Source organism: Blautia marasmi (assembly GCF_900258535.1).
Taxonomy (GTDB): Bacteria; Bacillota; Clostridia; order Lachnospirales; family Lachnospiraceae; genus Blautia; species Blautia hominis.
Map to the genome: position 1 here is coordinate 17631 of NZ_OIWX01000001.1, position 24533 is coordinate 42163.

The window sequence follows — 24533 nt, forward strand, 5'->3', positions numbered from 1 at the left end:
TCACTCTCTTTCTGTCATAGGTAGGAACTCAGCTATCAGGCCCCACATCCCGCACACCAGATACCTTGCAGCATCTGCTGCATGGTCATTAACCTTCAGCACTTCTTCCCTGCCTTTTTCTATACTTTTGGGGTCATACTGGTATAACCCTAATTCTTTGATCAGTAGTTTCTGTCTATTCTGATGAATCAAAATTCTTTGGAAGGAAAAGAACTTCTGTACTCTACTGATCCCCAGCTTCACATCATTGAATGCCGGAATAACATCTATGTGTGGTATGATTCGCCGCACTTCCTCGATAAGGCCTGCTGCGGAAGGGTCAATGAATACCCAGCTCACAACACGATCATATTCTTTCTCCAACTGCTCACAAAAATCTTTTAGCTTCTTTGCATATTCGGACGGGGACTTTTGCCCTTCATCTCTTCCACAGTGGCACCATTCATCCAAACCACATAGAACCTGCCGCCCATAGCTTATGCCAAACGCCTCAAATACAGTTGGATTCTTCTGCCCATAATCGACACCGACACCGATTTCTCCCATTGACCTTTTCTCTTCTTCCAGGAGTCCATCATAAAAATGCAGTTCCGGTCTAACCATGTAATATATCAGGTCATCTACACCGGTGCTTTTGCCAAGCCATACCCAACGATACATCTTGTAGTCAGACTGCTCCAAAACTTTTGCAGCATCTATTAGGTCAGGCCCTAACCAGCTATCAGGTACATCTCTGTAATCCGTATGGATATGTATGCAGTCTTTCCGCTTAACCATTTTTTGGCACCACTCGTTAATAGGCGCATTTGGATTCTTCGGCGGATTATAAAGATAAATCATTTGAAATCCGCCTTGATTACCACGTACAAATGTGGCCTCAATATTGGCCAGTTCCGCTTCTCCTTCACCATCATCGAAGAATTCTGTCAGTTCATCTAAGACAACCAGTTTAATTGGCTTATCCTCGTCGATGATTCCCTTTGTATCGTCCACTCCATCAGAGCCAGAAAAATAAATGGTATTGCCATTCTTTTTATATGTTATCTCCATCGGCGATTTTCCGATTTTAAACATCTTTTTGCTAACCCCAAGTCGACTGATTCCACGAATCATTTCCTTATATACCGTTTTACGCAACTTATTGTGGTGCTTGCGTAAGACTACACAGGATGTGTTTGCTTCATCCATAATCCTAAAATCAGTCGCAATACTAACATAGCTGGATTTTGTTCCGGCACGGCCTGATGTAAGGATTATGTGACGGTGCTTTCGATCATTAAACAGCGGAAGATATTTAGAAATTATAACGTCTGATATCTTAACTTGTTTCTTTTGGTGCATCATTAATAATCTCCACCCCGTTCTCTCCGTCATCATCATGTCTCTCTCGTGTGAGCCTTTCGGTCTGAGCTTTAAGCAGCTTAAGACGAGCGTCATCAAAATTAAACTTATGCAATGTTTCAATAGCTCTTTGCTGTTTAGCCTGCACCCTAGTAAGTGCCTCTTCAATGACTTGTATCAATTGAATATTATCATTACATTCTTCCTGCGCTCTTATCTCATTTATTCTTTTCAACATCCTATATTCTCTAACTGTCAAGAGTTTTATTTCCTGCATAAGCAGCTGCTTTTTATTTGGCTGTATCACATCCAGCAACTGGTGCTCCTCTTGATTTAAACCATCAAAAAAGAGAGTCTCAAACTCTCCCGTCTTAACAGCATTTTTATTTCCAGGCGGCCCTGTTCCACCATGCCCAATAGCATTTTTATTCCCTGGCTGACCGCCTCTTCTTCTTTGCGAGCATCCAATAGCCTTTTCCGAATGTTCAAACTCCCACTTATACGTGCTCTTCCAACGCCGGATAGTCCCTTCCGACAGATTTAGTTGACTTGCAATCTCAACTAATTTCTTGCCATTCAAAAACATATCTTTTGCCTGGCTTGCTCTCTCATCTGGTTTTCTTGGCATCTATCACCACCTCTCAATCGTTTCGTTTTCTTGACTGTAAAAAGAGACAGCCAAAGCTGCCTCTCATAATATCTTTTCATTTTTCAATCTCAACATCTAAGGCTGCAGATATTCTTTTTAAAATCATAAGTAAATTAATTACCATAAGTAAAGAAAAATAATAAATAAGTACGCTTTGAATCAATGTATATTCCGCCACAAAAACATTGATCAAACATAGCACTAGTAATAGTATGCTAATAAGAATTTCAAACATTATAGTATAATATGTTTCTTTTAAAGCATCTTTAATAGTATCCGCTTCATTCGCCGAATATTTTTTATTTGCCTTTACCTTTTCTTTCATATCCATAACTACAGTCAACAAAGTAAATAACATAGCTGTTAAAATAGATATGATTATTGTTATAAGATTCAATATATCACCATTAATCACTTTATTCTTTGCAATACAAATAGCTATTAAAAAAGGCAGTATTATATACATAAATACTGGTACAAATAATAATTTCCCTTGTGGATTTCTAAAACAGTTTACATGATTTATAACAATATCTTTTATGGACAAATATTTTATCTTTAATACACAGCGAATAAAAAGCACCATCACCAGTAAAATGCATAATACTCCATTAGAGCTTGTAATAAAAGCTACCAATTGCTTCATTTTATCATCTCTTTCATACAACACCCATTCCATGCAAATAATCTGTAGCTGTCCTTTTCATTTCATCCTTAAGAATCAAATACGATGGATGTCCTTTATTTACACCAGCAGTTTCTGTTATATCTTCAACAATTACGATCGAATCTATATTTGACATATTAATAGTCTTATTTGTCTTTCCTTTTGTAAAATTGAATTTCAACACATCATAATCAAAATCCGGAATCTCAACAATACTTGTATATATTCTCTGGCTTCTCAATGTTTCCCTTATTTTATCAGCTCCTTTATCCAAAAATCCTAATGGGTTATGAATTATTCTCTCCTCATACACATTATCCTCCGGTTTTTTAGAAATTCCATTTCTTTCTGAAACATCATTTGGTATCCCATATTTAATCATTTTAATTTCTTTTAAAAATCCATCTCTTAAATATCTCTCAATATATTCAACAGGTGCTATTGTCCCCATTGTAAAGCTCAAATCCGGGTAAAGATTCTGCATATATTTTTTTAATCTTTTCTCAAAGCTGCCTTTCATTCCATAGCGGCCTTCTGTTTGAAAAATAATGATGCCTTTCTTGGTATTTCCATGAGGAGTTGCTACATAAAACGCGAACGGTATTACCTCAGCCTCATCTATTGTTTTATTATGTGTAACTTTTTTGGTTTTTCTATTAACCAATTCTGATTCTGTTCCATATTCACCGGTCTTCACAACCCCTGAAATATATGAATACATCTTTTGTCCGTTTTCATTATAGATTTCATCTCTCTCAATTCTTTCTACTTTAAAAACTGTTTCATTATAATTGTCAGTATCAAATTGTTGTTGACTGCTATGTAAAAACAAATCCATTATATCTAAAAAATCAACTCTACTATTAACAGTATTCAATCTTTTCTTTTTACGCCGAGTTTGATATATCTCTAATCCATATACTGCCAATCCTATCTTATTCATTTGTTAACCCTCCAATACATTGAATATGTTACCATTTTAAGCCATTTACTGACCTATTTCAACAATTCCATGTAAAGAAGTTATATTTCCATAATAGAACATATGTTCGCATTTGTCTATAGAACTATTATCTAAAAAATACCCTACAATTTTGTAAGGTATTTTTAAATAAAATGTATTGGGGGAGTATCGCCTTACGGCGAAACGGAACATCCGGAATCGGACCGGAACCCAGGGCGTGACCCTGCCCATCTACCATTGATGGTATATTCCACATATAGCACCGCTACGGCGGTGCTGTTATCCCAGACCTGGGACATTGCAGCTTAAAGTATATACACTGCTGACTTATGCCGGTATGTGCCCTGCAGCGTTGCCCCGTTATAGTATACAAACCCGTCTTATGAGAGATTACAATATCGGCAAATCAGCCACCGGGCCATAACACCCGGCAGACGAACAACAAGAGGAGGATAGTCAACATCCAAAGGAGCCGTTTGCTTTCGCCCACTGGCTCTATGATAATAATATCACTTATTTTTGCTAATTGTGCTAATCTTTTAGATACTGGTTGATAATCTGTGGTATCCTTCCCCTACTATATCCAAGTTCATCTGCTATCTCATGCTGTTTTCTTCCATCAATGTATGCCATCTCAAATATCTGCCGTGCATCACTATCCGGAATTTCTGCTATGTACTGCTCAATCTCTATTACCGCCGACCTGATCTGCTCCTGTCTCTCCTTCCTGATCCGCAACCTCCGCTCAATCTCATCAGCCTCTTTCGGTTCATCCATCTGGACTGATGACCTTACCTCAATATAGGGAAAGTCATGGCTGGAGCCTACCACCTTCCCCATAACAGTAGGAACCTGTGTCGCACGGTCATACAGCCTGTCTATCGCCTTGTCATTCAGTATCTGCTCGTTCAACAACGCTCTGTACTGTCTCAATGTTTTCTTGTCCACTGGTATTGCCTCCCTCCGTCGCTTACACCATGTTTCCTTAATTCTGGTGTAAACTGTTAACACGTGTATCCGTAAAAATCACTTTATCCATTTCTGGGAAATAAGTAACAGATTTGATTATCCTCCACCGCTTTACCCGGTTACTCCATATATGTCTTTCTATATAAATTTTCAATCCATCCACTTTTATGTACAATCGCCCAATTCCTCATTTTTTTAACATTTCCATAATGTCAATTTAGAAATCTCTTTCGCAAATCCAAGACTCTTTACCCTCATAAATCTCCCCGCCCATATCCTGATGATACTGAATCGGAAACTATATAGTCTCCACACTGTCTCGGCTTCTGTATTTATTACCTCTAACATTTACGGGGTTACGGCACCCCGTAATCCACTGCCACCAATACTCTGTTATCTCCCTTTTCTCTCATTTGTAGCTTATACAAACCTGCAGCCTCTACATGTAAGCCACTCGGCAAAATATTTCTCTATTATACCTTAAAGATATACACCATACGATGTAGTATTCCTGGATGATTAGTCTTATGCATCCGTACTGCCTGTTAATCATGATTTACGGCTATATCTATCTGACGGTGCTATTTCTATACTACCCGATTTCTACCTCCGATGTTTATATTCATAAGTCCACTATACTTTTTGTCTGCCTTTTTTCTCTTCACTGTAGATTTGATCATTTAACTTTTTACTCCTTAAATATTAATCTTCATCTATTGCATATTGCGTCAATAGCTGACAAGCGATTGTACAATCTTCCATTACCTCCATATCCATTCTTCCACGGTCAGGTCTTAGTTCGTCAAGATACACTCCATTGATACAGCTACACCCGATTTCTCTTTCTTGCTTAGCCCTGCGCTCGAAAACTTCTGGAAAATCGACACGTATTTTATTCCAATACCCCATACCTCCTTTCACACACCCAATACAATTATTATTGGGATATCCCATATCATACATAATTGGACGTCTCAATCCGAGATTATCCGCTATTCCGTGACATTCTGCTTTTGACAGACCATGTTCTATCAATGGAAACTCGTGATCGAAATCTGTCATAGCCTCTAAAACCCTATCAACCCTATTCTTTTCATTTATATCATACCCCCACACATAGGTATGATGTTCACAGTGTTTTTTTTCCCACTCTTTACGAACTTGCCTCTTAAGATACCGAGTGCATGGTGCCCCATAGGGTGTATTAACGCACTTTTTTTTGCTTATCACATCATCCACACCTTTATATTCAGTAGACTGTAAAATTTCAATTTCTCGTCCAAGAAGTTTTTCACAATCATGTAAGAATCTCAGGCTATCTGGATGCTGGTCAGGTATATGTGTATATATAATTTTATCTATATCTCTTGCAAGATAACATGCCACAAAAGATGACACACCACAGCTAAACCAACAAACTTTCATTTTTTAGGAGCCCGGTATACCCTTGCCCGGCCGGAGGCTGACTCCTTTCTTAACCTTCTGGTAAATCATATCTACAGTTTTTATTTTCTATCCTTTTACTTTATCCTACTGGACACAAAAATATACATATTAAGATTATACTACTTGTTCCACCGTATCTGCATCTCTATGTTTAGTTCTTCTTTTATGGTCTGTATGTAATCTTCCCACGTACAAAGATCGTCAACCATGCACTCTGCTTTTTGATCCATCCTGTCCAGATAACGCTGGCATCTTTTTTCACCGAACCCGAATTCATCATGGAGGACTGCAACTGTCAGTATGGAAAAAGTGTCCATTGTTATCTCTTTTATCTTTTCACTTGCCTTGTTCAAGTCCTTCCTGGACAGATTTAGGGAGATCCCGGTCAGGTTCCTGGACCTTATCTCCTTTTCAAGCTCCTCGATCCCCTTTTCTTTTGCTATCCTAAACGCATAAGCCATCCCCTCTGTCCTGGCCTGCATTTCTTTATTAAGGCTGCTCATATCATCCCTGCCTCCCGCATCCGCCGTATCTGCCGGTCGGTCTTCTCATCTATGTACTCCTGCACTGCCTCCTGTATATCCAGGAGATATTCTACTTGTTTTATCATGATACGGACATCCGCCATCTCTTCTGCCAGATGGTCTGTCGTAATACAGTCATCCTGATCATGTTTAGCTGCGGCGGCCACTAACTCGCCGCATTCCTCCATCAGTTTCCGGATCTGTCTCTCCGGGCCATAGGTATTGGCTATAGTCCTCAGCTTCTCCTCCTGGGAAGGGGCTGCTTTTACTGCCTCTTCTATCTTCTCTATATTTATCATGCTCATCCTGCCTCTGTTCTATCTATTTTCCATGTTTGATACGTCTTTTCCTTTTCTTGCTGCCGCAGAAGATGAACCTGTTCATGTTCCCGGCCTTTCCGTTTGTGTTCATCTGTATCCTTCCGCTGCTGTATATGTATCTCATGATCGGTCCTCCACTCCATCCTACTCTTTCCCTGGTTTCAATGGAAGCCTCCAGCACTGTTCACATTCATTCATGCAGTCCTTATCCATCAGCCGCTCTACTCCCATTTCACGTGCCAGCCACGGTATATCATATGGACAGAGCTGCTCTACGATCCGGATCCGCTCTGACTCCAGATACCTGTCCAATATCGTTAGCTCTGTATCCACATATCTCATCCCCGGTACCCGCAGCGCTCTGGGCGTACCTGCTTCATCATCTGTCTCTAACATCCCATCGGTCAGCATCCTGTCTATATGACTCTGTACAGAGGATGTGGACTTAAGTCCTACACCATCCCCTATTTCCTTACGGCTGGGCGGATACCCGTGCTCATAAAGGTACTGTCTGATAAATTCCAGCATCTCTCCCCGTGTTCTTTCTCCACGGGCCTTATTGTTTTCTTTAAATATCATAATATCCTCTCCCTCCTATTCCAATGGCAGTTCCATCTCAGAGGGGACCATTTCTGCCTTAATCTCCAAGCAGATATCCTGTACCGGACACTGTGCACATTTGCTCCGGTCCTGTTCACAGATTTCTTTCATAGTCCGGAACCCCTGCAAAACAGTTTCTCTATTTCTTTCCATTATGGCCTCCTCCCGGCAGCCTCTTACCGCCGTTAGCAGTAAGCAAGGCCGCTTCTAACTTGCCCATGTCGTAGTTGCGTGGCAAAAAGTTTGCAAAACGATTGTTTTTCTTCGCCCTGCCTGCTATCTCCGCAATAGTGGGCGCAAATTTATTTGTTATGATGTGCTTGTCGAGTGCCCGTCTTGCATCGCTATACTCAATATGCTGCATATAATTCCACCACAGTTTGACCGCCCTCTCATCCCCGGATATGCGCTCGTTAGGATATGCTGCATGTATCGCCGCAAGGATCACTGTAAATTCCTGCTTTGTCATCTCCTGCCTCCTCCGCAGCCAGAAAGGCCTTTAGGCCCGCCATCTGGTTATCAGTACCGGTATATGCCTTTTGTGGACTGTCATCTCTCTGGTTTCTCCAGCCCTTGTCCTGCTCCTTTGACAGCCAGCCGTTCACGAACCTAAGGATCCCTCTCTTGGTCTTTCGTCTACTTTGGTTGCTGTCGAGCCATGATCTCATTTTTCGGAGCTCCTGCATCACATCCACAGCAGGAAACAACTCCTTCCACTCAGCTATCTGGTCCTCAAATATCCAATACTCTGTTTTGTCGTTCAAGATAAGGCTGATCGCCTTCTTCCGGTCCGGTGCCGTTTCCGGCTCCAGGCATACAGTCTTTTCTATCCTTTTCTTATCTATACTATCCTTACCTATACTTACCTGGGTTACACACTGGTTGTCATCTGGTATACCAACCTGGATACCATTGGTTTTTTCCAGTGTATAAGCGCCATTTTCCTTGACTTTCAGCATAGATAATTCATCCTGATATACAGTAGGCGTGTACCTGTCTTTCCTCAGGTAATTGTTCATCCTCCAGTGCTTAATGACAAGGATCCCGTCCTCAAACCCTATGACAAAGCGCTTCATCAGGAGCAGCCTCAGGTCATCGTCTGAAGCCCCCACGAGCCGCTGTATCTTCCGGGCGTTGTTCAAAAAACCGTCATCATCCGCTCTCATGGACAAGTGGAAATACAGCGCCTGGGTGGATAAGGGCATGTCCAGGAACGCATCCGAGTCTATGATCACTTTTGAGAACATCCTCCTCTCAGCCATCCCTGCCTCCTTCCTCCACCAGGACCACCTCTATCCGCGGATCGTGCCTGTCCACATGGAACTCATCGGTAAATCCCCTGATATACTGCCACCCATCATTTTCTAATACCCGGCTGCTGACCAGTGCGTCCTGGATGAACTTGTGGGCCACAGCCGCGATGTTATCCAGGTCCCGGCGCCGGTCTGGCTCATAGAAGGCATAATGAATCGTGACAGGGGCTTTTACCCTGGCATGCCCCAGGTCTTTCCTGACAGCTTCTGACACGACTGCCTGCCATCTCTGTTTCATATCATTGCCGCAGCTGTGCCCCCGCCGGAAACTCCGCTCCGCCTTCAGGTACTCGTTCAGCCCCGGCAGCCTCCCTTTTATCACGAATCTGTGCTGCATACCCTGCCTCCCTTCTCCGGTTCTCAAAGGCCATGTCCATCATGTGGTTCTTTATGATGATGTCATGTACCCGGGAATCCTCCATATTCCTATACGTCTTATACTCCAGGGCGTCTATTGGATCTGATGGGATCGGACGATAATAGCCTGTATCACCACAGATGATACAGCCACCATTCTTATTCTCACGATTGATCATCCTGCGCAGATGCTGGTCCACTCTTTCCATATGTGGCTGTTTCCTATCCGGCCTGTGAACACCATTTTCATGACCGTCTCCGATCCTTATAAAGTAAGATTCTGCTAATTTATGTACTTCTTCTCTTGTCATTTGACCTCCTTTCTCCCCCGGCCATAGCCAGGGGCGGTCATGGCTTACAAAGTTACAAATTGTGATATATCATTCATCGTTTCCAGCATAGGCAAACGCGAATCCTCTGGTATTACAATACCGTATACATGGTACATCTGTGCGAATGCCTTCATGCCCCTTTTGTGGGCAGCGGAATGGTGTTCCCGGCACAGGCATATCTTCCGGCTGCATCTGTCATCCACAGACTTCCGGTCCCGCCCCATCCCTATGGCATCCACATGATGTATCTCCCCTTCCCTGCCGCACACAGCACATTTTCTGTGACGGATGCAGGCATACAGGTAGTCTCCCGCATCATCTGTCCGTTCCATGCCCGGCTCAGAAAGAGGGATGCCGTTCTCTATGGCATGATTCAGGATAGTGTTCAAGAACCCTCTCGCGGTGTCCATCGAACATCTGGAAAGGCTGAAATACTCCTCCCCGGTCCTTATGATATGCAGGTATTTCAGCCATTCCTTCTCCTCTTCCGGAAGATAGCCTGTAAAATCCGCGATATCCCGAATGGTCGCATAGGCTTTCCGCCGCTGAGCTGCTGTGATGTGACGACCGTCATCCAGCCGCAGCTCTCCACTTTCCACTCTCTTATGAGATAGGAGATACCCAAGCTTCATCCCAGGCAGGTGCACGAGCAGATCGGTCCCCTCTGTGTCCTCCCGGTATCCCCTGATCTGTACTTCCATCTTCATTTAGTCATCCCCGTACTTATTTTTGATGGCCTTCAGCATATGAGCTGCCTGCTCCCTGGTCAGGGTATCCCAGGATACATGGTTTAGAGCCAGCCAGTCTTCCAGTTTTAAGTTTGGATGAATATCTCCTAAAAGTCTTATCTGTTTTATCTGGGCATCCGTGGCTTTGTCACTGTCTGTCGTAGGGATGGCATTCTCAAATTTATTAAACTCCTCTTTCAGCCACAGGTTGAACCCCAGCCCGGTATGTATAGCCACACACTTCACGAAAGAGCGACACATGCTGTTCCAGACACGCTGCTGTGACATGGAATTGTCCTTTACGGGATTGGTACCGTTCATGACCGGGGACTGCATCCGGTATGTATTATCATCTATCACTACCTCGATCAATGTCTCGTAGCACCTGTTCGTTACCCCATTCTTGTCCGAAAATACGGTATCGGTCATCCTCAGGCTGCTGCCCGTCTTAGGGTCCGGTACCGGGATCCAGTATACTTTCTCTGCACCGTTCTCATGAAGAAGTTCGATGCACTTGGCCCAGTTCAGGTATAGTTTCCCCTCCCTGTCCTCGCAGTAAGGGCGGACGTCTATCTTCCGCATCTCTTCATATGCTTTCAACATCTCTTTTACCCCCTATAAGTTCTCTGTCCAAAAATACAGGTTATCCGAATCCCGGTCATATGTGATCCTGTCCAGGAAATCGTCCTTCGGATTATCCCCGTCGATCACTTTTACCCCACTGCTGTAGAGCATAGTCAGCAGCTTATTTATGATCCCGCAGATCTCCACATGGTTCTTGTCCGATGTGAGTAAATCGATGATATCGGCGCTGGTGTCACAGTCAGCGTCTATTCCGTAATTTACGTTCTGCATACTTGACATTTCCTCCTTACACCATCTATAATAGAGTTATTATAATTTTTCATTGCCCCTGTTTGCTTGCCGGCGTCAGGGACTTTTGCTTTTTACAAACTCTTAACTGCCAATCTCGTGCCGTTTCCAGTAAAGAAATTAAAATCATAAATATAACCATGTAGCAAAACAAAGCTTCAAAGGCACTGTATGGCTTCCAAAATCCTGATAAAATGGCCAACGCAGTACCAAAAGCAGCATCCCGGATTGTATTATAATGCATATTGCTTGTCCCTCCTCTTTACCGCCCTCAGGCGGTTCCTTTCCTTTCGTACTTCAGACCAGCCATTGCCAGGTCTATTTTTTCTGTAACGATCTCCCGGATTTTTTCTTCTGTCAGCTGGTCTGCCGTATAGTATTTCCCGTCTATACGGAAACGGGGCACCACTTCTATTTTCATGACACCACCTCTCTGATTATGATACGTGGGTATGCTTGTCTGGGTTCCTTGCTGCCATCTCATCGACTTCGCTTAACCATGTTCTGATAGATACTACCCGGTAGGTTTGTTGCAATCATTACAAAAACAGCAGTCAATTTCTACCTTACCTTCTTCTCATATTCCCATTGACTCAAACATATATTCGTAGTATATTTATTATATCGAACATAAGTTCGTATCATTGGCGTTTAAACAGATACTCCATATCATATTTTGGAAAAAAAACTTTATGGATTTTAGAAGCATCATCGAAATAAAAACCCTTTTTTGTCACACCATTAACAGTGTCGCTAACAGTTTGGTATCTGCAATCCAATAATTCTCCCATTTGAGCAAAAGTCACTTTTTCAGTTTTCATTGCCTCGAGAAGATTTAAATACATAAATTTTCACACCTCCATTTTAATTCGTAATTCCGAATTTAATAATTGAATTATATTCTTTATTCAGTATTTTGTCAATATAAAACATACCCTATTACGAATTTATTCGGTTTAACGAATATTTATCATTTACACAATCCCATTTTTCGTATATAATATAACTATACAGAAATGAGGTGAAAATACGTGGAAAAAGCTAAAATACTTGAACAGTTAATCAAAGCGCAGGGGTATAGTTTAAAGGCTTTTGCTGAAAAGTGTGGAATCCCCTATACCACTTTATATGGAATCTTAAAAAAAGGTGTGGGGCGTGCAAGTGTTGATAACGTTATACAAATATGTCAGAATCTTGGCATTACTGTTGAAGAGCTTGAAGAAATGGCTACTGGTGAGAAGCAAAAATGTGAACCGTCCTATGACGATGTGGAACGCCTCATTGCAAGAAATGGAAAGCAGATGTCAAAAGAGCAGAAATTACGTCTGATACAACTTTTGTCCGAAATAGTAGAATAATTCAGGAGGACAAAATGAGAAAAATTACATCAAAAAATCTTGGAAGTCTGTAAAGAATGCAGTATTAAAAATTATATCCTCTGTTCCGGGGAATGTCCGACGATACATTTTCAGATAAAATTCTAAAAGTCGTATTATGCAATGATAAAATATGCCCGCAGAGGATACACTTCTCTCTAATGCATGAACTGGGTCATTTCATATTAAGGCATATTGCTTTGGTATCTTAGTAAATTATTTCAAAGGAGGTTATCATGAAAAGCCAATGTAAGATTATTGCAATTGTGGAGTTGATTTTAGGTGTAATAGGCAGCTTTATCCTGGCCAAAAGCGCAGGGATCAATGTCTATGCAGGGGGGCGAAACTGGACCACGACCATTTTTACTTTTTTAATAGGTGTCGTAGTTTCCTATGTATTTTTTGTTGTTCTTTATTCAATTTCAGAAATAATGGACAATCAAGAATACATAATGAAGCAGTTGGAAAAGCATCAAGAAAATCCAGACGCCTCTTCACCCGCCCCACCTACAAAGATTTCTCGTTCCAACAGTTCTGCATCCCTGTTAGGAGAGACCAAGTCAGGACCTACAGACGAAGAAGGATGGTTGTGTCCTAAATGCGGCAGATTAAATCAAAATAGTGCTTCTGTATGTAGCTGCGGAAAGCATAGATTTTAAAGCTCAAAAAAAACATGTATCTATGTCTACTCGTTTAATCCGCTTCGGCGTATTAATAAATATTATAATGTACTGGGGGAAAACTTATGAAGAAAAAGATGGCAGCACTATTACTTGCAATGTCAATGTCCTTGACATTCACATCATGTGGAATCAGTGAAGCTGATTATAACTCAGCTAAAGAGAAAAACAGCACACTGGAATCTCAATTAGAGGATTCAAAAGATGAACTTGAAAAATCAAAATCTGACCTTATTGCATTGCAGTCTGATTATGACTCATTAAAATCAGATTTTGATAAGTACAAGGAGAAAATGAAGCCATTTGAAGAAATGGAAGCGGCCGAAGCTGAACAGAAAAAGGCTGAAGCTGAAGCAGTTCAAAAGGAAACACAAAATCAAACTGCCGCTAATGATGCCGTAAATAAAATATGGGACTTTGCTAATGGTACACTGGTATCCGGAGCTACTAGAGAACTATATAATGACGCCTTAGCCAAGGTTAATGCTTTAACTGATGAAACCAAAAAAAATGAACTTATGCAGGCAGTTCAAGCAGCTGATGCCTCATTATCCGCGCAGGAACAGGCCGCTGCTGAGGAGGAGGCACAAGGTTACGAAACCGGTATCTCGTATGACCAGTTAGCCAGAACTCCTGATGATTATCTTTCAAAAAAAGTCAAATTTTCAGGTAAAGTAATTCAAGTTATGGAAGGTGATACCAGTACCCAGATCCGCCTAGCGGTCAACGATGATTATGATACCGTTCTACTTGCAGAATATTCAAAAAGCATAGTTTCCTCCAGGATATTAGAAGATGACCATATAACAATATATGGAACTTCTGTTGGTACAATCAGCTATAAATCAACTTTAGGAGGAACCATTACCATCCCTGGAGTATATGTTGACAAAATTGACCAATGATCCCGTTATTAACAGTATAAATTAAGGAGGAAATCTTTATGGCTAAAGGAGGAAAAAAGAAAGGGAGCTGTCTTAAAACATTACTTATAATCGTCCTTGCATTCGTAGTAATAGGAGGAATTGGTTCCGCAATTGGCGGTGACAAAGACAAAGCCCAAAATACAACCAAGAAAACTGCAGCATCAACGGAAAAGACTGAAGAACAAGATAAATCCACTGAACCCAAAGAAGAACAGGCTGCTCCAGATAATTCCGAAGATGATCAGGTCCCCAAGGAATACAAATCTGCACTTAATAAAGCAAACAGCTATAGCGAAACCATGCATATGTCCAAAGCAGGGCTTTATAACCAGCTTACATCTGAGTATGGTGAACAGTTTTCTGCAGAAGCAGCGCAGTATGCGATCGACAATGTGCAGGCTGACTGGAATTCAAACGCATTGGAAAAAGCAAAAGATTACAGCGATACAATGTATATGTCTAAAATGGGAATTTATAACCAGCTTATTTCCGAATACGGAGAACAATTTACTGCCGAAGAAGCTCAATATGCGATAGATCATGTGGAAGTTGATTGGAATGCAAACGCGTTAAAAAAGGCCAAGGATTATCAAGATACAATGGATATGTCCCCAGAAGCAATTCGGGACCAGCTTGTTTCCGAATATGGTGAACAATTTACTGCCGAAGAAGCCGAATACGCCATAGCAAATCTTAGTTAATACATAATTACATAAAACCAGCCTCTGCTCTAACAGGCAGAGGCTGAATCAAAATAATATATTTACCCAGGCCGCCGAGGGACGTGCTCCCACAAAAGGGGTGGTGCTTATGACTATAAGGAATTTATGGTCATCTTTACCGCTGGCATTTTGCTGGCAGCAATTCTGACTTATGTGCATAGAAAATAGCCGTCCTGCGCTGGAATGCGTTTAAAAATTGCTTTCGGCAAGCTGTGCGTCACAGTTTATGCTTATTGAGTTCTGCTATTTTTTAGCTCAAAACTTCGCCGGGACGGGTGACATGCACTCATCTTTCGGCTGTAAAACCGCCACAGGGATGGCACCTTGGCAACAATATATTTACCCAGGGAACCGAAGAGGGTGCATACACCAGCTGCCAATTCTTTACGGAAAGGAGCTGGTCGCGAATGGTTACATATGACGAATTATTCACTTTTGTAACAATGCTTTGTGCGGTCGTTACTCTTGTTGTTACTCTTACACAACACAAAAAGTAGCGCCCTCGTCCTGGTAAGATAAGGCGCTACTTTTAGCAAATTACTCTACCGGCAGCTGGACATCACCCAGCTTTCGGTTCTCTTGTTAAGTATATTATAGCAAAATATGCTGAAATGTCAAATAGAAAAAACGCCCCAGTGCTACCAACACCAGGGCGACCGATACATCCGGAGATGCATACATATTACATAAGCAATAATATTGTATCATCTCCGGAGCAGCCATGCAAGCGGAACAAAAGTTCGCTGGCTGTTATTTTTGTACCCCAAAATCAATATGATATATAAGAGGTGATAAAATAATGTCCGAAAATGATACAAAACAACTGCAGACCGGCGCCCTCTACATCCGCGTCAGTACCGCAGATCAGGCAGAACTGTCCCCGGACGCGCAGAAACGTCTCCTTCTGGATTATGCTAAAAAGAACAACATTATCATATCCAATGATTTTATATACATGGAAAGTGTTTCCGGCCGCCGAGCCCAGAAGAGGCCAGAGTTTCAGAAGATGATTGCCACTGCCAAACAGGAAAGCCACCCCATTGACGTCATTTTAGTATGGAAATACAGCCGTTTTGCCAGAAACCAGGAAGAATCCATTGTCTACAAAAGTATGCTGAAAAAGGATGGTGTAGAGGTTATCAGTGTTTCCGAGCCGCTCATAGATGGCCCATTCGGAACACTCATAGAAAGGATCATTGAATGGATGGATGAATACTATTCCATCCGTTTATCCGGCGAAGTTCTCCGTGGTATGAAGGAAAAAGCCTTAAAGAATGGATATCAGGCCACTCCATGCCTTGGATATGACGCCGTGGGAAGCGGACAGCCATTCGTCATTAACGAAGAAGAATACCGAATCATAGATTACATTATGGATCAGTACGACCATTACAATGTTGACGCCACGGCAATCGCCAGAAAATGCAATGACCTGGGATATCGGACCAAGAGAGGAAATCCCTTTGAACGAAGGAACATTGACTTTATTTTAAGAAACCCTTTTTATACCGGGACTGTGGTCTGGAATGGGACGGAATTTGAAGGTGCCCACGAATCACGTCTCTCAAAAGAACGCTATGAAGAGCGCATCAGGCTCATGAACGCCCGCAAACGCCCTGCAAAGCACCGAAATGTATCTACCTGCAAGCATTGGCTGTCCGGTCTGCTAAAGTGCTCTATTTGCGGTTCTACCCTCTCCTACACCGGCAATCAGACCTGTCCCTACTTTCAGTGCTGGAAATATGCCAAAGGATTCCATAATACATCTGTCAGTCTTTCTGTGAAGAAAGCAGAAGAGGCTGTATTAGAATATTTTAAAAAGATACTGGACGGCGCAGATTTTTCTTATGTATACAAAGGGGAGGCTCCCTCTGAAAAGGACATTTCCCAAATAGAATCCCTGCAGCAAGAGCTGGAACACATTGCTGTGAAAGAGCAGCGCGTCCGTGCCGCTTATGAAAATGAAATTGACACTCTGGAGGAATACCGTGAAAACCGCCGGCGGCTGAGCATACAAAGAGAAGAATTGTCAAATGAAATATACCGGCTGGAATCTCAGCAAAACAATATTGAACCCTCACCACAAGACGTATTAAAAGAAATCCAAACTGTTTACGATATCATTCAGAATTCGGATATCACCTACGAGACAAAGGGTATGTTTATCCGTACAGTGCTAGATCAAATTATCTACGACAAGGAATCCGGCTGCCTGTATTTTGATATCATCATTTCCTAGACAATTGGATACTATCCAAATCTTCATATTTCCGTAATACTTTATTTTTGTCAAAAAGCCTGAAATCCCGCTGTTTATGCGGGCTTCAGGCACAATTATAGGTTACTGCACTCCGGTGGACCTGATGGAGAAATCGCCGCTTCTATGCGTTATCTGTCACAACGTTTCGCAATGCCTAACCGCATCGCCATGGGTACCCTGAATGATATAGGTATATCGTTACCGCTTTGCCCCCTTTTACATTTCCACCAACATGTCATTATTCATATTTTTCTTAACAAGACACACATCCAGGACTTCTGTAGTATAATTTTCCCGTTTGCCACTGGTTTGTATCCGCATTTTTATCCCAAACGGCAAATCTTTCAGCCATACACAAACAATCTGTCCAGGATACACGACAGCTTTATCAAGTATTTCTCGGTAAAGGACATCTTCCTTCTCCTGAAAACGCAAGATATCATTGATCGTTTTTATGTATTTTTCCGGACACTTACTTTCTTTCTCCTCAATTTCCTTCTCCTTTTCTATTTTTAGCAGCCTTCTTTCCAGTCTTTTGATCTGCCCGTCGTACCAATCTTTCTGTTCAGCCAATTCTTGGGCATTTAAGATTCCCTCCAACGCCAAATCCACACATTTTTTCTTTTTGGACTGAATTTCTCCTATCCTTTTCTCAATAAAAGAGTCATCGTACGTGTATAGCTCTGTCCGTTTCAGCCTTTTAATACTCTGTAAAAGTTCTGCCGCTATAGTATCCTTTTCAATCTTTACCTGCTTTACCGCATAAGACACACAAGCGCGCAGCGCCAAGTCACTGACTGCTGTGTTTTGGCAGCAGGAATTACCATGATTTGCATGATTATAGCATCTCCAGCTTTTGTAGATACTTCCATCGCTGCGTTTTTTTGTACGGATCACGAAACTTCCTCCGCATTCCCCGCATTTTACTTTTCCACTGCACCAGTAATGACTGCATTGCCCAGCAACTTTTTGCTGCGATGAGGATCTTACTTTCAGCTCTTTCTGTGTTCTGTCCCACAGTTCCCTGTCAATGACCGGTGTGTGATGGTTTTTTAAATAAACCATTTCCTCCTCCCCCTCATTTCTTTTTTTTCTGTGGGACAAGAAATCCGGGGTGATTGTTTTTTTCTGGCACAGATCCCCCGCGTACTTCTCGTTTTTCAGAACTTTTAAAATCATAGTATTAGACCATCTCTCTCCCTGTTTAGGCGGTATCCCCTCCTCCGTAAGCTCTCTGGCAATAACATGCGTGCCTTTTTGTTCATTTGTATATTTGTGGAATATGGCTTTGACGATTCCTGCCTCCTCCTCATTGACAAATAAATTGCCCGCCTTCACCGTATACCCAAGCAGGTCCCTGCCAAATACCACTCCCTGTTCCATCCTGCGTTTCTGTCCCCATTTCACACGTTCCGATGTCTTTCTGCTCTCATCCTGGGCAAGGGTTGCCATGATAGACAGACGTAGTTCTCCATCTCCATCCATGGTATCAATATTATCAATGGTAAAAATAACGCGGACTCCATTTTTCTTCAGTTTTCTTATATAAGAAAGAGTATCCACCGTGTTTCTGGCAAATCTTGATACTTCTTTTGTAAGGATTAAATCTATTTTTCCTGCCATGGCATCCTGAATCATCCGGTTAAACCCTCTTCGGTTTGCAGTCTGGGTTCCGCTGATACCTTCATCATAATAAATACCGGTCAATTCCCACTCTTCGTGCTGACGGATGTAATCAGAAAAATACTCCCGCTGGCTTATGAGGGAATTGACCTGATCATCCTTCTCTGTGGATACTCTTCCGTACGCAGCTGCCCTTACTTTCTTTTTCATCCGGAAAGCCTCCAAACTTATCATATAAAATATATGACCCGGAAAATGATTCCGGCAGCCATATGATTTCATGGTTCCAGTTCATTCAGCAGCTGACTGAGCTGCTCATCTGTCAGCAGGCCGCTTCCATGAAGCTCTTTACAGATTCCCCGTTTTAACTGCCTGCAAAAATGCATCTGTTGTTTTGGCGTCAGCACAATATTCTCCATATCATTCTGCTGCATACAGATATCCTTCTCATTATAATTTCCCACATGGCATCCCCTGCTTTGTCATTATAATAGAATATGCAGAAACAAAACTTTTGCCATTCTGTCCCAGAGTGTGTTTGAAAATTCATTCCGACAATTCGCACGCCCCACTTCGCGGTATATTTGCCCTCAATTCGGTCAACGTAGCCCGCTGCGCCTCCCTCATCGAGGTCAAATCTCCCACATCATATTGAACAGAGCTCAATATGCATAAACTGTAACGCACATCTTGCCGAAAGCAATTTTCAATCACACTTTAAGATCCGTTACTTCTCGGAACGTTTCCTGTCAACTATAAATACCTTCTTTCTTGCTTGGCTGCAGAATGATTTTTACAGTCAGCGTAACAAATACGCAAATCTGTTGAATAATCACCTTAAAACTAATGTCCTGGACGCTGTACAAATATACGGGCAGGATAACAGACAAAAAAGCACCTAAAAGCGGCCGCTTTTCTCTGCCGCTTTTAGGTACTTACTGTCATACATTTCTTATTTTTCTTACTTTACAAGATATCCTCCATCCACAGGAATTATGGCTCCGCCCAAATAATCACTGGCATGTGATGCCAGGAAAATACAGGCTCCTTTCATATCCTCCCCGGTCCCCCACCGATTTGCTGGAATCCGGTCTGTGATCTGCTGGTATCTTGGATTTTCCCGGTCCAAAAGAGCCGCATTCATTTCTGTCGCCATATATCCAGGTGCAATAGCATTTACATTGATCCCTCTTGCGATCCAATCATTACTCAGCTCTTTTGTAAGCTGTGTCACCCCACCTTTTGCCGCAGTATAGGCTGGAACTGTCTGTCCGCCAAACCAGGATACCATGGAGGCAATATTGATGATCTTACCATATCCCTTTTCCAGCATGACTTTTGCCGCTTCCTGACACAGGATAAATACCGAATTTAGATTGACATTCAAAACCTCATCCCATTCCTCAATCGGAAAAACCTCTGCACTGTGGCGTCTCTGGATCCCATGGGCAGTCACAAGGATATCCAGATCCTTTCCAAGCTTTTCCACACATTCCTGAAAGCAGCGGTACACCTCCTCGCGTACGGCAAGATTGGCTTTTATGCCATGGCATTTAAAACCTTTCCCGCAAAAATGCTCTGCTGCCTCGTGTACCTTATCAGATGTCCCTACAATGGCCACCTCACACCCGGCTTCCATAAGTCCCTCTGCCATCCCATATCCCAGACCTCTTGTCCCGCCTGTCACGATTGCCTTTTTTCCTTCAATATTAAATAATTCATTTCCCTTCATACATGTACTGCAGGATTTATATCCTGCCCTCCTTTCGAGAATCTCTAATGTAAATGCTTATACCAAGCAAAAACCTTTGCAGACTTACCTTTACCATTGGATACCAGTCTGCTGAGGATATTTCCCCGGGACATTCTTATCTTGTGCGCGGTAAATACACAAATCTTTTGGATCATTTCCCCTGTCTGCCTGAATTAAAACATGATAACCATTTTCTTTACCGCAGGCTCCGGGTTGTCCATATAATGGAACACTTTATCTATTTCACTGAAGTTTATAAATGTAGTTGCAATTCCCTTTGTATCAAACTTCTTATTTTCCATACCGGAAATAGTCGGCTCAAATTTATAACATGACATTCTGGTTCCAATAATATCCAGTTCTCTCTGGTTGATCATAGCCTGTGTGATTTCTTCCGGTTTTGTACAGAATCCCAGGGGAACCACACGCCCTGCATTGCAGATGATCCCCGGCTGCATGACCATAGTGAGGGATCCCGGGAAGCAGGCTGAATCAAATGCGATCGTCACTCCATGGCCCTCTGTGATCCTCTGTACTGCTTCTGCCAGGTTTTCCTTCTTTGTATTGATTACATAGTCTGCACCGTATCCCCTGGCCCGTTCCAGGGAACTGTCGCTGATATCACAGCAGATGACGGTTTTACATCCTTTTGCCTTGCAGGTCTGCAGTATAATAGCTCCGATCGTTCCCATCCCAAGTATCAGGACTGTATCCTCAGGCACCACCCTGCCTCTTGCCGTACAATGTGCACCGATTGCGTAAGGCTCCACAAGCGCAGCATCCTCCCATGTCACGCTGTCAGCAATCCTGTAGACCTCCTTTGCAGGCGCTGTAAAATATTCCCTCCAGCCGCCGTCCATACCAGAACCCCTGACCATTACCTTCTCACATACATTCTTTCTTCCAATCCTGCACTGATAGCACTCTTGGCAGGTATGGATCAGGTCCACGATCACATGGTCGCCCTCTTTTATATCTGCTATATCTGCCACATTTTTTCCTGTTTTCACCACAATTCCTGCATTTTCATGACCCGGAATACGGGGATATGTGGAGCAGGGATTCGCACCGTGATAAATATGATGGTCACTTCCGCATACACCTGCAGCTTTCATCTGGATCAGGACTTCATCATCACCGGGAACGGGAACAGGGACTTCACGCACTTCCACCTGATGAGGCTTTACTACAACTACTTCCTTCATGGTATTCTTCATTTTCTTTCCTTTCCGGGTAATTCCCTCTGCCCGGAAAAATACCCGGACAGTATCTATTTTCACAAATTAAAATCTAACCATATCACTCTTTCAGGAAACCAGGTTAGGCAGCAGTGTGGATAGTGCGGGAACATAAGCAAAAATAACAGCACACACAACTTCCACTGCCACAAAAGGAATCAGATTCTTAGCCACTTTACTGACCGGCTGCTCCGAGAATCCACATGCCACAAACATGGTGGTCCCAAAAGGCGGTGTAGCCTGTCCAAGTGCCAGCAGAAATACAAACAGCATACCAAAATGAACCGGGTCCACCCCAAATGCCACAGCGATAGGTGCCAGAATGGGACCGAGAATCAGGTTGGTGGCTCCTACTTCCAGAAACATACCGCAGATGAGGAGCAGAACAATGATCAGTGCTAGGAACACATATTTATTACTTGCCACTGCCATAAATGCATTGGTCACTGCAACCGGAATCTTATAATACGTGATCAGATATCCGAACATCTGTGCCGTTACCACCAGAAACATAAGATTCGCGGTGCTTACAGCGGTTCCTTTCAATATCTCCCACACATCTTTTCCGCTGATTTCTCTGTAAATAGCAATACAAACCAGAAAACCATAGAACACGGCAACCACAGCCGACTCCGTGGGCGTAAAAATTCCCGCGTAAATGCCGCCCAAAATAACGATTGGCATGATCAATGCCCAGATTGCATCTTTGAAGGAGAACAGAAACCTTTTGAAAGAAAATCCAGCTTCTTTTGGAAAATTACATTTCTTCGCTTTGTAAAATGCATATACACAGAGCAGTATTCCGCATAATATCCCCGGCAGGACACCTGCCATCAGCAGTTTTGCCACCGATACACCTGTAATATTACCATATATAACAAAGACTGTGGACGGCGGGATCACGATTCCCAGTGTTCCGCCGATTGCCTGTACGGCTGCCGCATAATCCTTCGGATATCCACGTTTTACCATTTCCGGATACATCAAACCGCCAATCGCCGCTGTTGTGGCAACAGATGAACCGGAAATTGCCGCAAAAAAGGTACATGCCACTATGGATACCAGGGAGATTCCCCCTGAGATCCACCCCACAAAGGAATCCGCAAAAGCCACCAGCCGTTTGGACAAGCCGCCTTTTGACATAATATCCCCTGCTAGGAAGAAAGCCGGAAGAGCCAGCATAGAAAAGTTATCACACCCCGTAAAAATCTTCTGAGTGATCATGGCAAAAGATAACGCCGGGTCTAAAAATATAGCACAGATACATGCCCCTCCCAAAGCCCAGGTAATAGGAAGGCCAAGAAGCATGAGAACCATCAGTACGACGATCAAAGCAACTGCGGAAGCTGACATCATTGATTTCCCCCTTTCTTTTCTGTAATTTTCATCATTATGGTTTCCTGCAGTTTAAAGATGACGGAAACCACTGCAAGCCCAAACCCCAGACATAAAATTCCATACATTACATTCATGGGAATCCTCATGGCCGGGCTCATCTGATATCCTCCGATGCGCAGCATACCAAAGGTGCTGTAAAAAAACACGGCTGATATGCCAAGGGCCAGAACCTGTCTTCCTATCTCAAAAGCCTTCCTCATCCTGCCCGGAAGAAAATTATCTATAATGTCTATGCGGACCATAAGGTTCTGGGAAATACCTATATTGATCCCCAGCAGAATCATTGCTACAAACAGATATCTGGATGCCTCCTCAGACCAGGGTATGCTGTAAAAAATCACATATCTGGTAAAGGTCTGCACCAGGATGATCACCATGATTGCCACCAGTATGACTGCAGTCAATGCATTCACAGCATTCTGCAGCCTGTTAAAAACCTGCTTTGCTTTCTCCATTTCCTTCTCCTCCACTATTTTGCCGCTGCTATTTTGTCCAGAGTCTCTTTATAATCCGCACCGTAAGTATCCCTGACACTCTGTGTCTCTGCGATCAGCTCTGTCTTGTCCGGGTAAGTCACTGCCATCCCCTGTTCCTCCAGTGTAGAAATAGCCTCCTTATCCATCTGTCTGCTCAGTTCACGCTCCGCCAGGTTGGCTTCCTCCATACATTCCGTAATGATCTGCCGATCCTCATCTGAAAGGGCATCCCATGTCTTTGGTGCCATCAGAACATACACGGTGGAATACACATGCTCTGTGATCGCCATATATTTATTCACTTCCACCACGTTGTTTTTATCAATAACCGTGGCTGGATTTTCCTGCCCGTCAATGGCCCCCTGCTGCATAGCTGTGTAAGCTTCACTCCAGGCCATGGGCACCGGATCAGCTCCCAGGGCTTTCCACAGCTTCTGATGAATCTCATTTTCCATAACACGGATTCTAAGCCCTTTCACATCCCCCGCACTACCGATATCCCTCTTGGAATTTGTCAGATTACGGAAGCCGGATTCCCAAATACCAAGACCCTTTAGTTCCACTTTTTCCAGTCTTTTGAGAAAATCCTGTCCAATCTCTCCCATAAATACCTGATCCGCATGTTCTGTTCCCTCTATCACATACGGCAGGTCAAAGGCGGCGATCTCAGGAATGAAGTTTGCCAGCACACTTTGATTTACCACCGCCATGTCCAGGTTTCCAAGTTCACATGCCTCGATATTATCTCTCTCTGAACCAAGCTGTCCGTTATGGAAAACAGAGATTTCAATTCTTCCTTCTGACTTTTCCTTGACATCTTCCGCAAAAGTCTCCATGGAGATTCCAATTGCCCCGTCCGCTGCTGATGTCTGCGCCATTCTAAGGCTCACTTTACCATTTTCGTCGTAAATATTGCTGTTTTTGCCGCATCCCCCCACAGCCAGCGCCAGTATTATTCCTGCCATGGACAATGCTGCCAGTCTTTTTACCTTCATGTT

General features: G+C 42.9%; 34 protein-coding genes and 1 pseudogene. 7 read left to right on the plus strand and 28 right to left on the minus strand.

The window, feature by feature from the left end; genetic code table 11:
* The 21 genes from C6P39_RS00105 to C6P39_RS00190 all read right to left on the minus strand — a co-directional run bounded on the left by C6P39_RS00105 (nt 1) and on the right by C6P39_RS00190 (nt 11928).
* On the minus strand, nt 1-1344 hold the full coding sequence (locus tag C6P39_RS00105) for a PBSX family phage terminase large subunit (RefSeq protein WP_104802355.1): 1344 nt from the start codon (nt 1342-1344) through the stop codon (nt 1-3).
* Nucleotides 1319-1969 (minus strand): phage terminase small subunit, encoded by a 651-nt coding sequence (gene terS, locus C6P39_RS00110; protein WP_104802356.1) that lies wholly within the window; start codon nt 1967-1969, stop codon nt 1319-1321. Before terS ends, C6P39_RS00105 begins: the two co-directional genes overlap by 26 nt.
* Nucleotides 1970-2045: 76 nt before the next feature.
* On the minus strand, nt 2046-2636 hold the full coding sequence (locus C6P39_RS00115) for a hypothetical protein (protein WP_104802357.1): 591 nt from the start codon (nt 2634-2636) through the stop codon (nt 2046-2048).
* 13 nt (nt 2637-2649) lie between these two features.
* Entirely contained in the window at nt 2650-3600 is a 951-nt protein-coding gene (locus C6P39_RS00120) for a hypothetical protein (RefSeq protein WP_104802358.1), read from the minus strand.
* Nucleotides 3601-4152: 552 nt separating this feature from the next.
* Nucleotides 4153-4569: a sigma factor-like helix-turn-helix DNA-binding protein gene (locus C6P39_RS00125; protein WP_104802359.1), complete on the minus strand. Its 417-nt coding sequence runs from the start codon at nt 4567-4569 to the stop codon at nt 4153-4155.
* Nucleotides 4570-5292: 723 nt separating this feature from the next.
* Nucleotides 5293-5976, minus strand: a complete 684-nt coding sequence (locus C6P39_RS00130) for a phosphoadenosine phosphosulfate reductase (RefSeq protein ID WP_242986835.1) — start codon at nt 5974-5976, stop codon at nt 5293-5295.
* A gap of 179 nt (nt 5977-6155) precedes the next feature.
* Nucleotides 6156-6539, minus strand: coding sequence for a hypothetical protein (locus C6P39_RS00135; RefSeq protein ID WP_104802361.1), 384 nt, complete (start codon nt 6537-6539; stop codon nt 6156-6158).
* The gene (locus C6P39_RS00140) at nt 6536-6859 is read right to left on the minus strand and encodes a nucleoside triphosphate pyrophosphohydrolase family protein (protein WP_104802362.1); all 324 of its coding nucleotides are present in this window, start codon (nt 6857-6859) and stop codon (nt 6536-6538) included. Before C6P39_RS00140 ends, C6P39_RS00135 begins: the two co-directional genes overlap by 4 nt.
* Before the next feature lie 22 nt (nt 6860-6881).
* Nucleotides 6882-7004 (minus strand): hypothetical protein, encoded by a 123-nt coding sequence (locus C6P39_RS28100; protein ID WP_278277938.1) that lies wholly within the window; start codon nt 7002-7004, stop codon nt 6882-6884.
* Between the two features lie 20 nt (nt 7005-7024).
* Nucleotides 7025-7459, minus strand: a complete 435-nt coding sequence (locus C6P39_RS00145; protein WP_104802363.1) for a LexA family protein — start codon at nt 7457-7459, stop codon at nt 7025-7027.
* A gap of 15 nt (nt 7460-7474) precedes the next feature.
* A complete protein-coding gene (locus C6P39_RS27320) occupies nt 7475-7633 on the minus strand; it encodes a hypothetical protein (protein WP_158661410.1) in 159 nt (52 codons plus the stop codon).
* Complete coding sequence (locus C6P39_RS00150) at nt 7620-7949, minus strand: replicative helicase loader/inhibitor (RefSeq protein WP_104802364.1); 330 nt, start codon at nt 7947-7949, stop codon at nt 7620-7622. Before C6P39_RS00150 ends, C6P39_RS27320 begins: the two co-directional genes overlap by 14 nt.
* The gene (locus C6P39_RS27800; RefSeq protein WP_242986837.1) at nt 7894-8742 is read right to left on the minus strand and encodes a replisome organizer; all 849 of its coding nucleotides are present in this window, start codon (nt 8740-8742) and stop codon (nt 7894-7896) included. Before C6P39_RS27800 ends, C6P39_RS00150 begins: the two co-directional genes overlap by 56 nt.
* Entirely contained in the window at nt 8735-9130 is a 396-nt protein-coding gene (locus C6P39_RS00160; RefSeq protein ID WP_104802365.1) for a RusA family crossover junction endodeoxyribonuclease, read from the minus strand. Before C6P39_RS00160 ends, C6P39_RS27800 begins: the two co-directional genes overlap by 8 nt.
* Nucleotides 9033-9461 carry a hypothetical protein gene (locus C6P39_RS00165; protein WP_104802366.1) on the minus strand — a complete coding sequence of 143 codons (429 nt, stop codon included), beginning with the start codon at nt 9459-9461 and terminating at the stop codon, nt 9033-9035. The genes C6P39_RS00160 and C6P39_RS00165 overlap by 98 nt, the downstream gene beginning before the upstream one ends.
* 44 nt (nt 9462-9505) lie before the next feature.
* Nucleotides 9506-10189 carry a putative HNHc nuclease gene (locus tag C6P39_RS00170; protein WP_104802367.1) on the minus strand — a complete coding sequence of 228 codons (684 nt, stop codon included), beginning with the start codon at nt 10187-10189 and terminating at the stop codon, nt 9506-9508.
* Nucleotides 10190-10813 carry a Sak single strand annealing protein gene (locus tag C6P39_RS00175; protein ID WP_104802368.1) on the minus strand — a complete coding sequence of 208 codons (624 nt, stop codon included), beginning with the start codon at nt 10811-10813 and terminating at the stop codon, nt 10190-10192.
* Nucleotides 10814-10825: 12 nt separating this feature from the next.
* Entirely contained in the window at nt 10826-11065 is a 240-nt protein-coding gene (locus tag C6P39_RS00180) for a hypothetical protein (RefSeq protein WP_104802369.1), read from the minus strand.
* Nucleotides 11066-11114: 49 nt separating this feature from the next.
* Nucleotides 11115-11327 (minus strand): hypothetical protein, encoded by a 213-nt coding sequence (locus tag C6P39_RS00185; RefSeq protein ID WP_095176315.1) that lies wholly within the window; start codon nt 11325-11327, stop codon nt 11115-11117.
* A gap of 27 nt (nt 11328-11354) precedes the next feature.
* A complete protein-coding gene (locus tag C6P39_RS27325) occupies nt 11355-11504 on the minus strand; it encodes a hypothetical protein (RefSeq protein WP_156087485.1) in 150 nt (49 codons plus the stop codon).
* A 220-nt stretch (nt 11505-11724) separates the two neighbouring features.
* Nucleotides 11725-11928 (minus strand): DNA-binding protein, encoded by a 204-nt coding sequence (locus C6P39_RS00190; protein ID WP_095176314.1) that lies wholly within the window; start codon nt 11926-11928, stop codon nt 11725-11727.
* A gap of 186 nt (nt 11929-12114) precedes the next feature.
* Here C6P39_RS00190 and C6P39_RS00195 point away from each other — a divergent pair, with 186 nt between their 5' ends.
* The 6 genes and pseudogenes from C6P39_RS00195 to C6P39_RS28825 all read left to right on the plus strand — a co-directional run.
* Nucleotides 12115-12441 carry a helix-turn-helix domain-containing protein gene (locus C6P39_RS00195; protein WP_095176313.1) on the plus strand — a complete coding sequence of 109 codons (327 nt, stop codon included), beginning with the start codon at nt 12115-12117 and terminating at the stop codon, nt 12439-12441.
* A 254-nt stretch (nt 12442-12695) separates the two neighbouring features.
* On the plus strand, nt 12696-13118 hold the full coding sequence (locus C6P39_RS00200) for a hypothetical protein (protein ID WP_104802370.1): 423 nt from the start codon (nt 12696-12698) through the stop codon (nt 13116-13118).
* Nucleotides 13119-13204: 86 nt separating this feature from the next.
* Entirely contained in the window at nt 13205-14044 is an 840-nt protein-coding gene (locus tag C6P39_RS28105; protein ID WP_095176311.1) for a toxin regulator, read from the plus strand.
* A gap of 38 nt (nt 14045-14082) precedes the next feature.
* Complete coding sequence (locus C6P39_RS00210; RefSeq protein WP_104802371.1) at nt 14083-14766, plus strand: Ltp family lipoprotein; 684 nt, start codon at nt 14083-14085, stop codon at nt 14764-14766.
* Nucleotides 14767-15586: 820 nt separating this feature from the next.
* Nucleotides 15587-17026: a recombinase family protein gene (locus tag C6P39_RS00215; protein WP_104802372.1), complete on the plus strand. Its 1440-nt coding sequence runs from the start codon at nt 15587-15589 to the stop codon at nt 17024-17026.
* A 114-nt stretch (nt 17027-17140) separates the two neighbouring features.
* A pseudogene (locus tag C6P39_RS28825) lies at nt 17141-17239 on the plus strand (manganese catalase family protein); the annotation flags it as partial.
* 24 nt (nt 17240-17263) lie between these two features.
* Here the strand turns inward: C6P39_RS28825 and C6P39_RS00225 are convergent.
* Together C6P39_RS00225 and C6P39_RS00230 are read right to left on the minus strand one after the other, a co-directional pair.
* Nucleotides 17264-18880, minus strand: coding sequence for a recombinase family protein (locus C6P39_RS00225; RefSeq protein WP_104802373.1), 1617 nt, complete (start codon nt 18878-18880; stop codon nt 17264-17266).
* A 68-nt stretch (nt 18881-18948) separates the two neighbouring features.
* Entirely contained in the window at nt 18949-19134 is a 186-nt protein-coding gene (locus C6P39_RS00230) for a hypothetical protein (protein WP_104802374.1), read from the minus strand.
* A gap of 68 nt (nt 19135-19202) precedes the next feature.
* Here C6P39_RS00230 and C6P39_RS28630 point away from each other — a divergent pair, with 68 nt between their 5' ends.
* Nucleotides 19203-19325 carry a DUF6783 domain-containing protein gene (locus C6P39_RS28630; protein WP_369861427.1) on the plus strand — a complete coding sequence of 41 codons (123 nt, stop codon included), beginning with the start codon at nt 19203-19205 and terminating at the stop codon, nt 19323-19325.
* Nucleotides 19326-19631: 306 nt separating this feature from the next.
* On the opposite strand, the gene C6P39_RS00235 is transcribed toward C6P39_RS28630, so the two are convergent.
* The 5 genes from C6P39_RS00235 to C6P39_RS00255 form a co-directional block, all read right to left on the minus strand.
* A complete protein-coding gene (locus C6P39_RS00235) occupies nt 19632-20402 on the minus strand; it encodes an SDR family oxidoreductase (protein WP_104802375.1) in 771 nt (256 codons plus the stop codon).
* Nucleotides 20403-20596: 194 nt separating this feature from the next.
* Nucleotides 20597-21640 carry an alcohol dehydrogenase catalytic domain-containing protein gene (locus C6P39_RS00240; RefSeq protein WP_104805818.1) on the minus strand — a complete coding sequence of 348 codons (1044 nt, stop codon included), beginning with the start codon at nt 21638-21640 and terminating at the stop codon, nt 20597-20599.
* Nucleotides 21641-21730: 90 nt separating this feature from the next.
* Nucleotides 21731-23017 carry a TRAP transporter large permease gene (locus C6P39_RS00245; protein ID WP_242986839.1) on the minus strand — a complete coding sequence of 429 codons (1287 nt, stop codon included), beginning with the start codon at nt 23015-23017 and terminating at the stop codon, nt 21731-21733.
* Nucleotides 23014-23514 carry a TRAP transporter small permease gene (locus C6P39_RS00250; protein ID WP_104802376.1) on the minus strand — a complete coding sequence of 167 codons (501 nt, stop codon included), beginning with the start codon at nt 23512-23514 and terminating at the stop codon, nt 23014-23016. Before C6P39_RS00250 ends, C6P39_RS00245 begins: the two co-directional genes overlap by 4 nt.
* 14 nt (nt 23515-23528) lie before the next feature.
* Entirely contained in the window at nt 23529-24530 is a 1002-nt protein-coding gene (locus tag C6P39_RS00255; protein ID WP_104802377.1) for a TRAP transporter substrate-binding protein, read from the minus strand.
* Nucleotides 24531-24533: the final 3 nt, after the last annotated feature.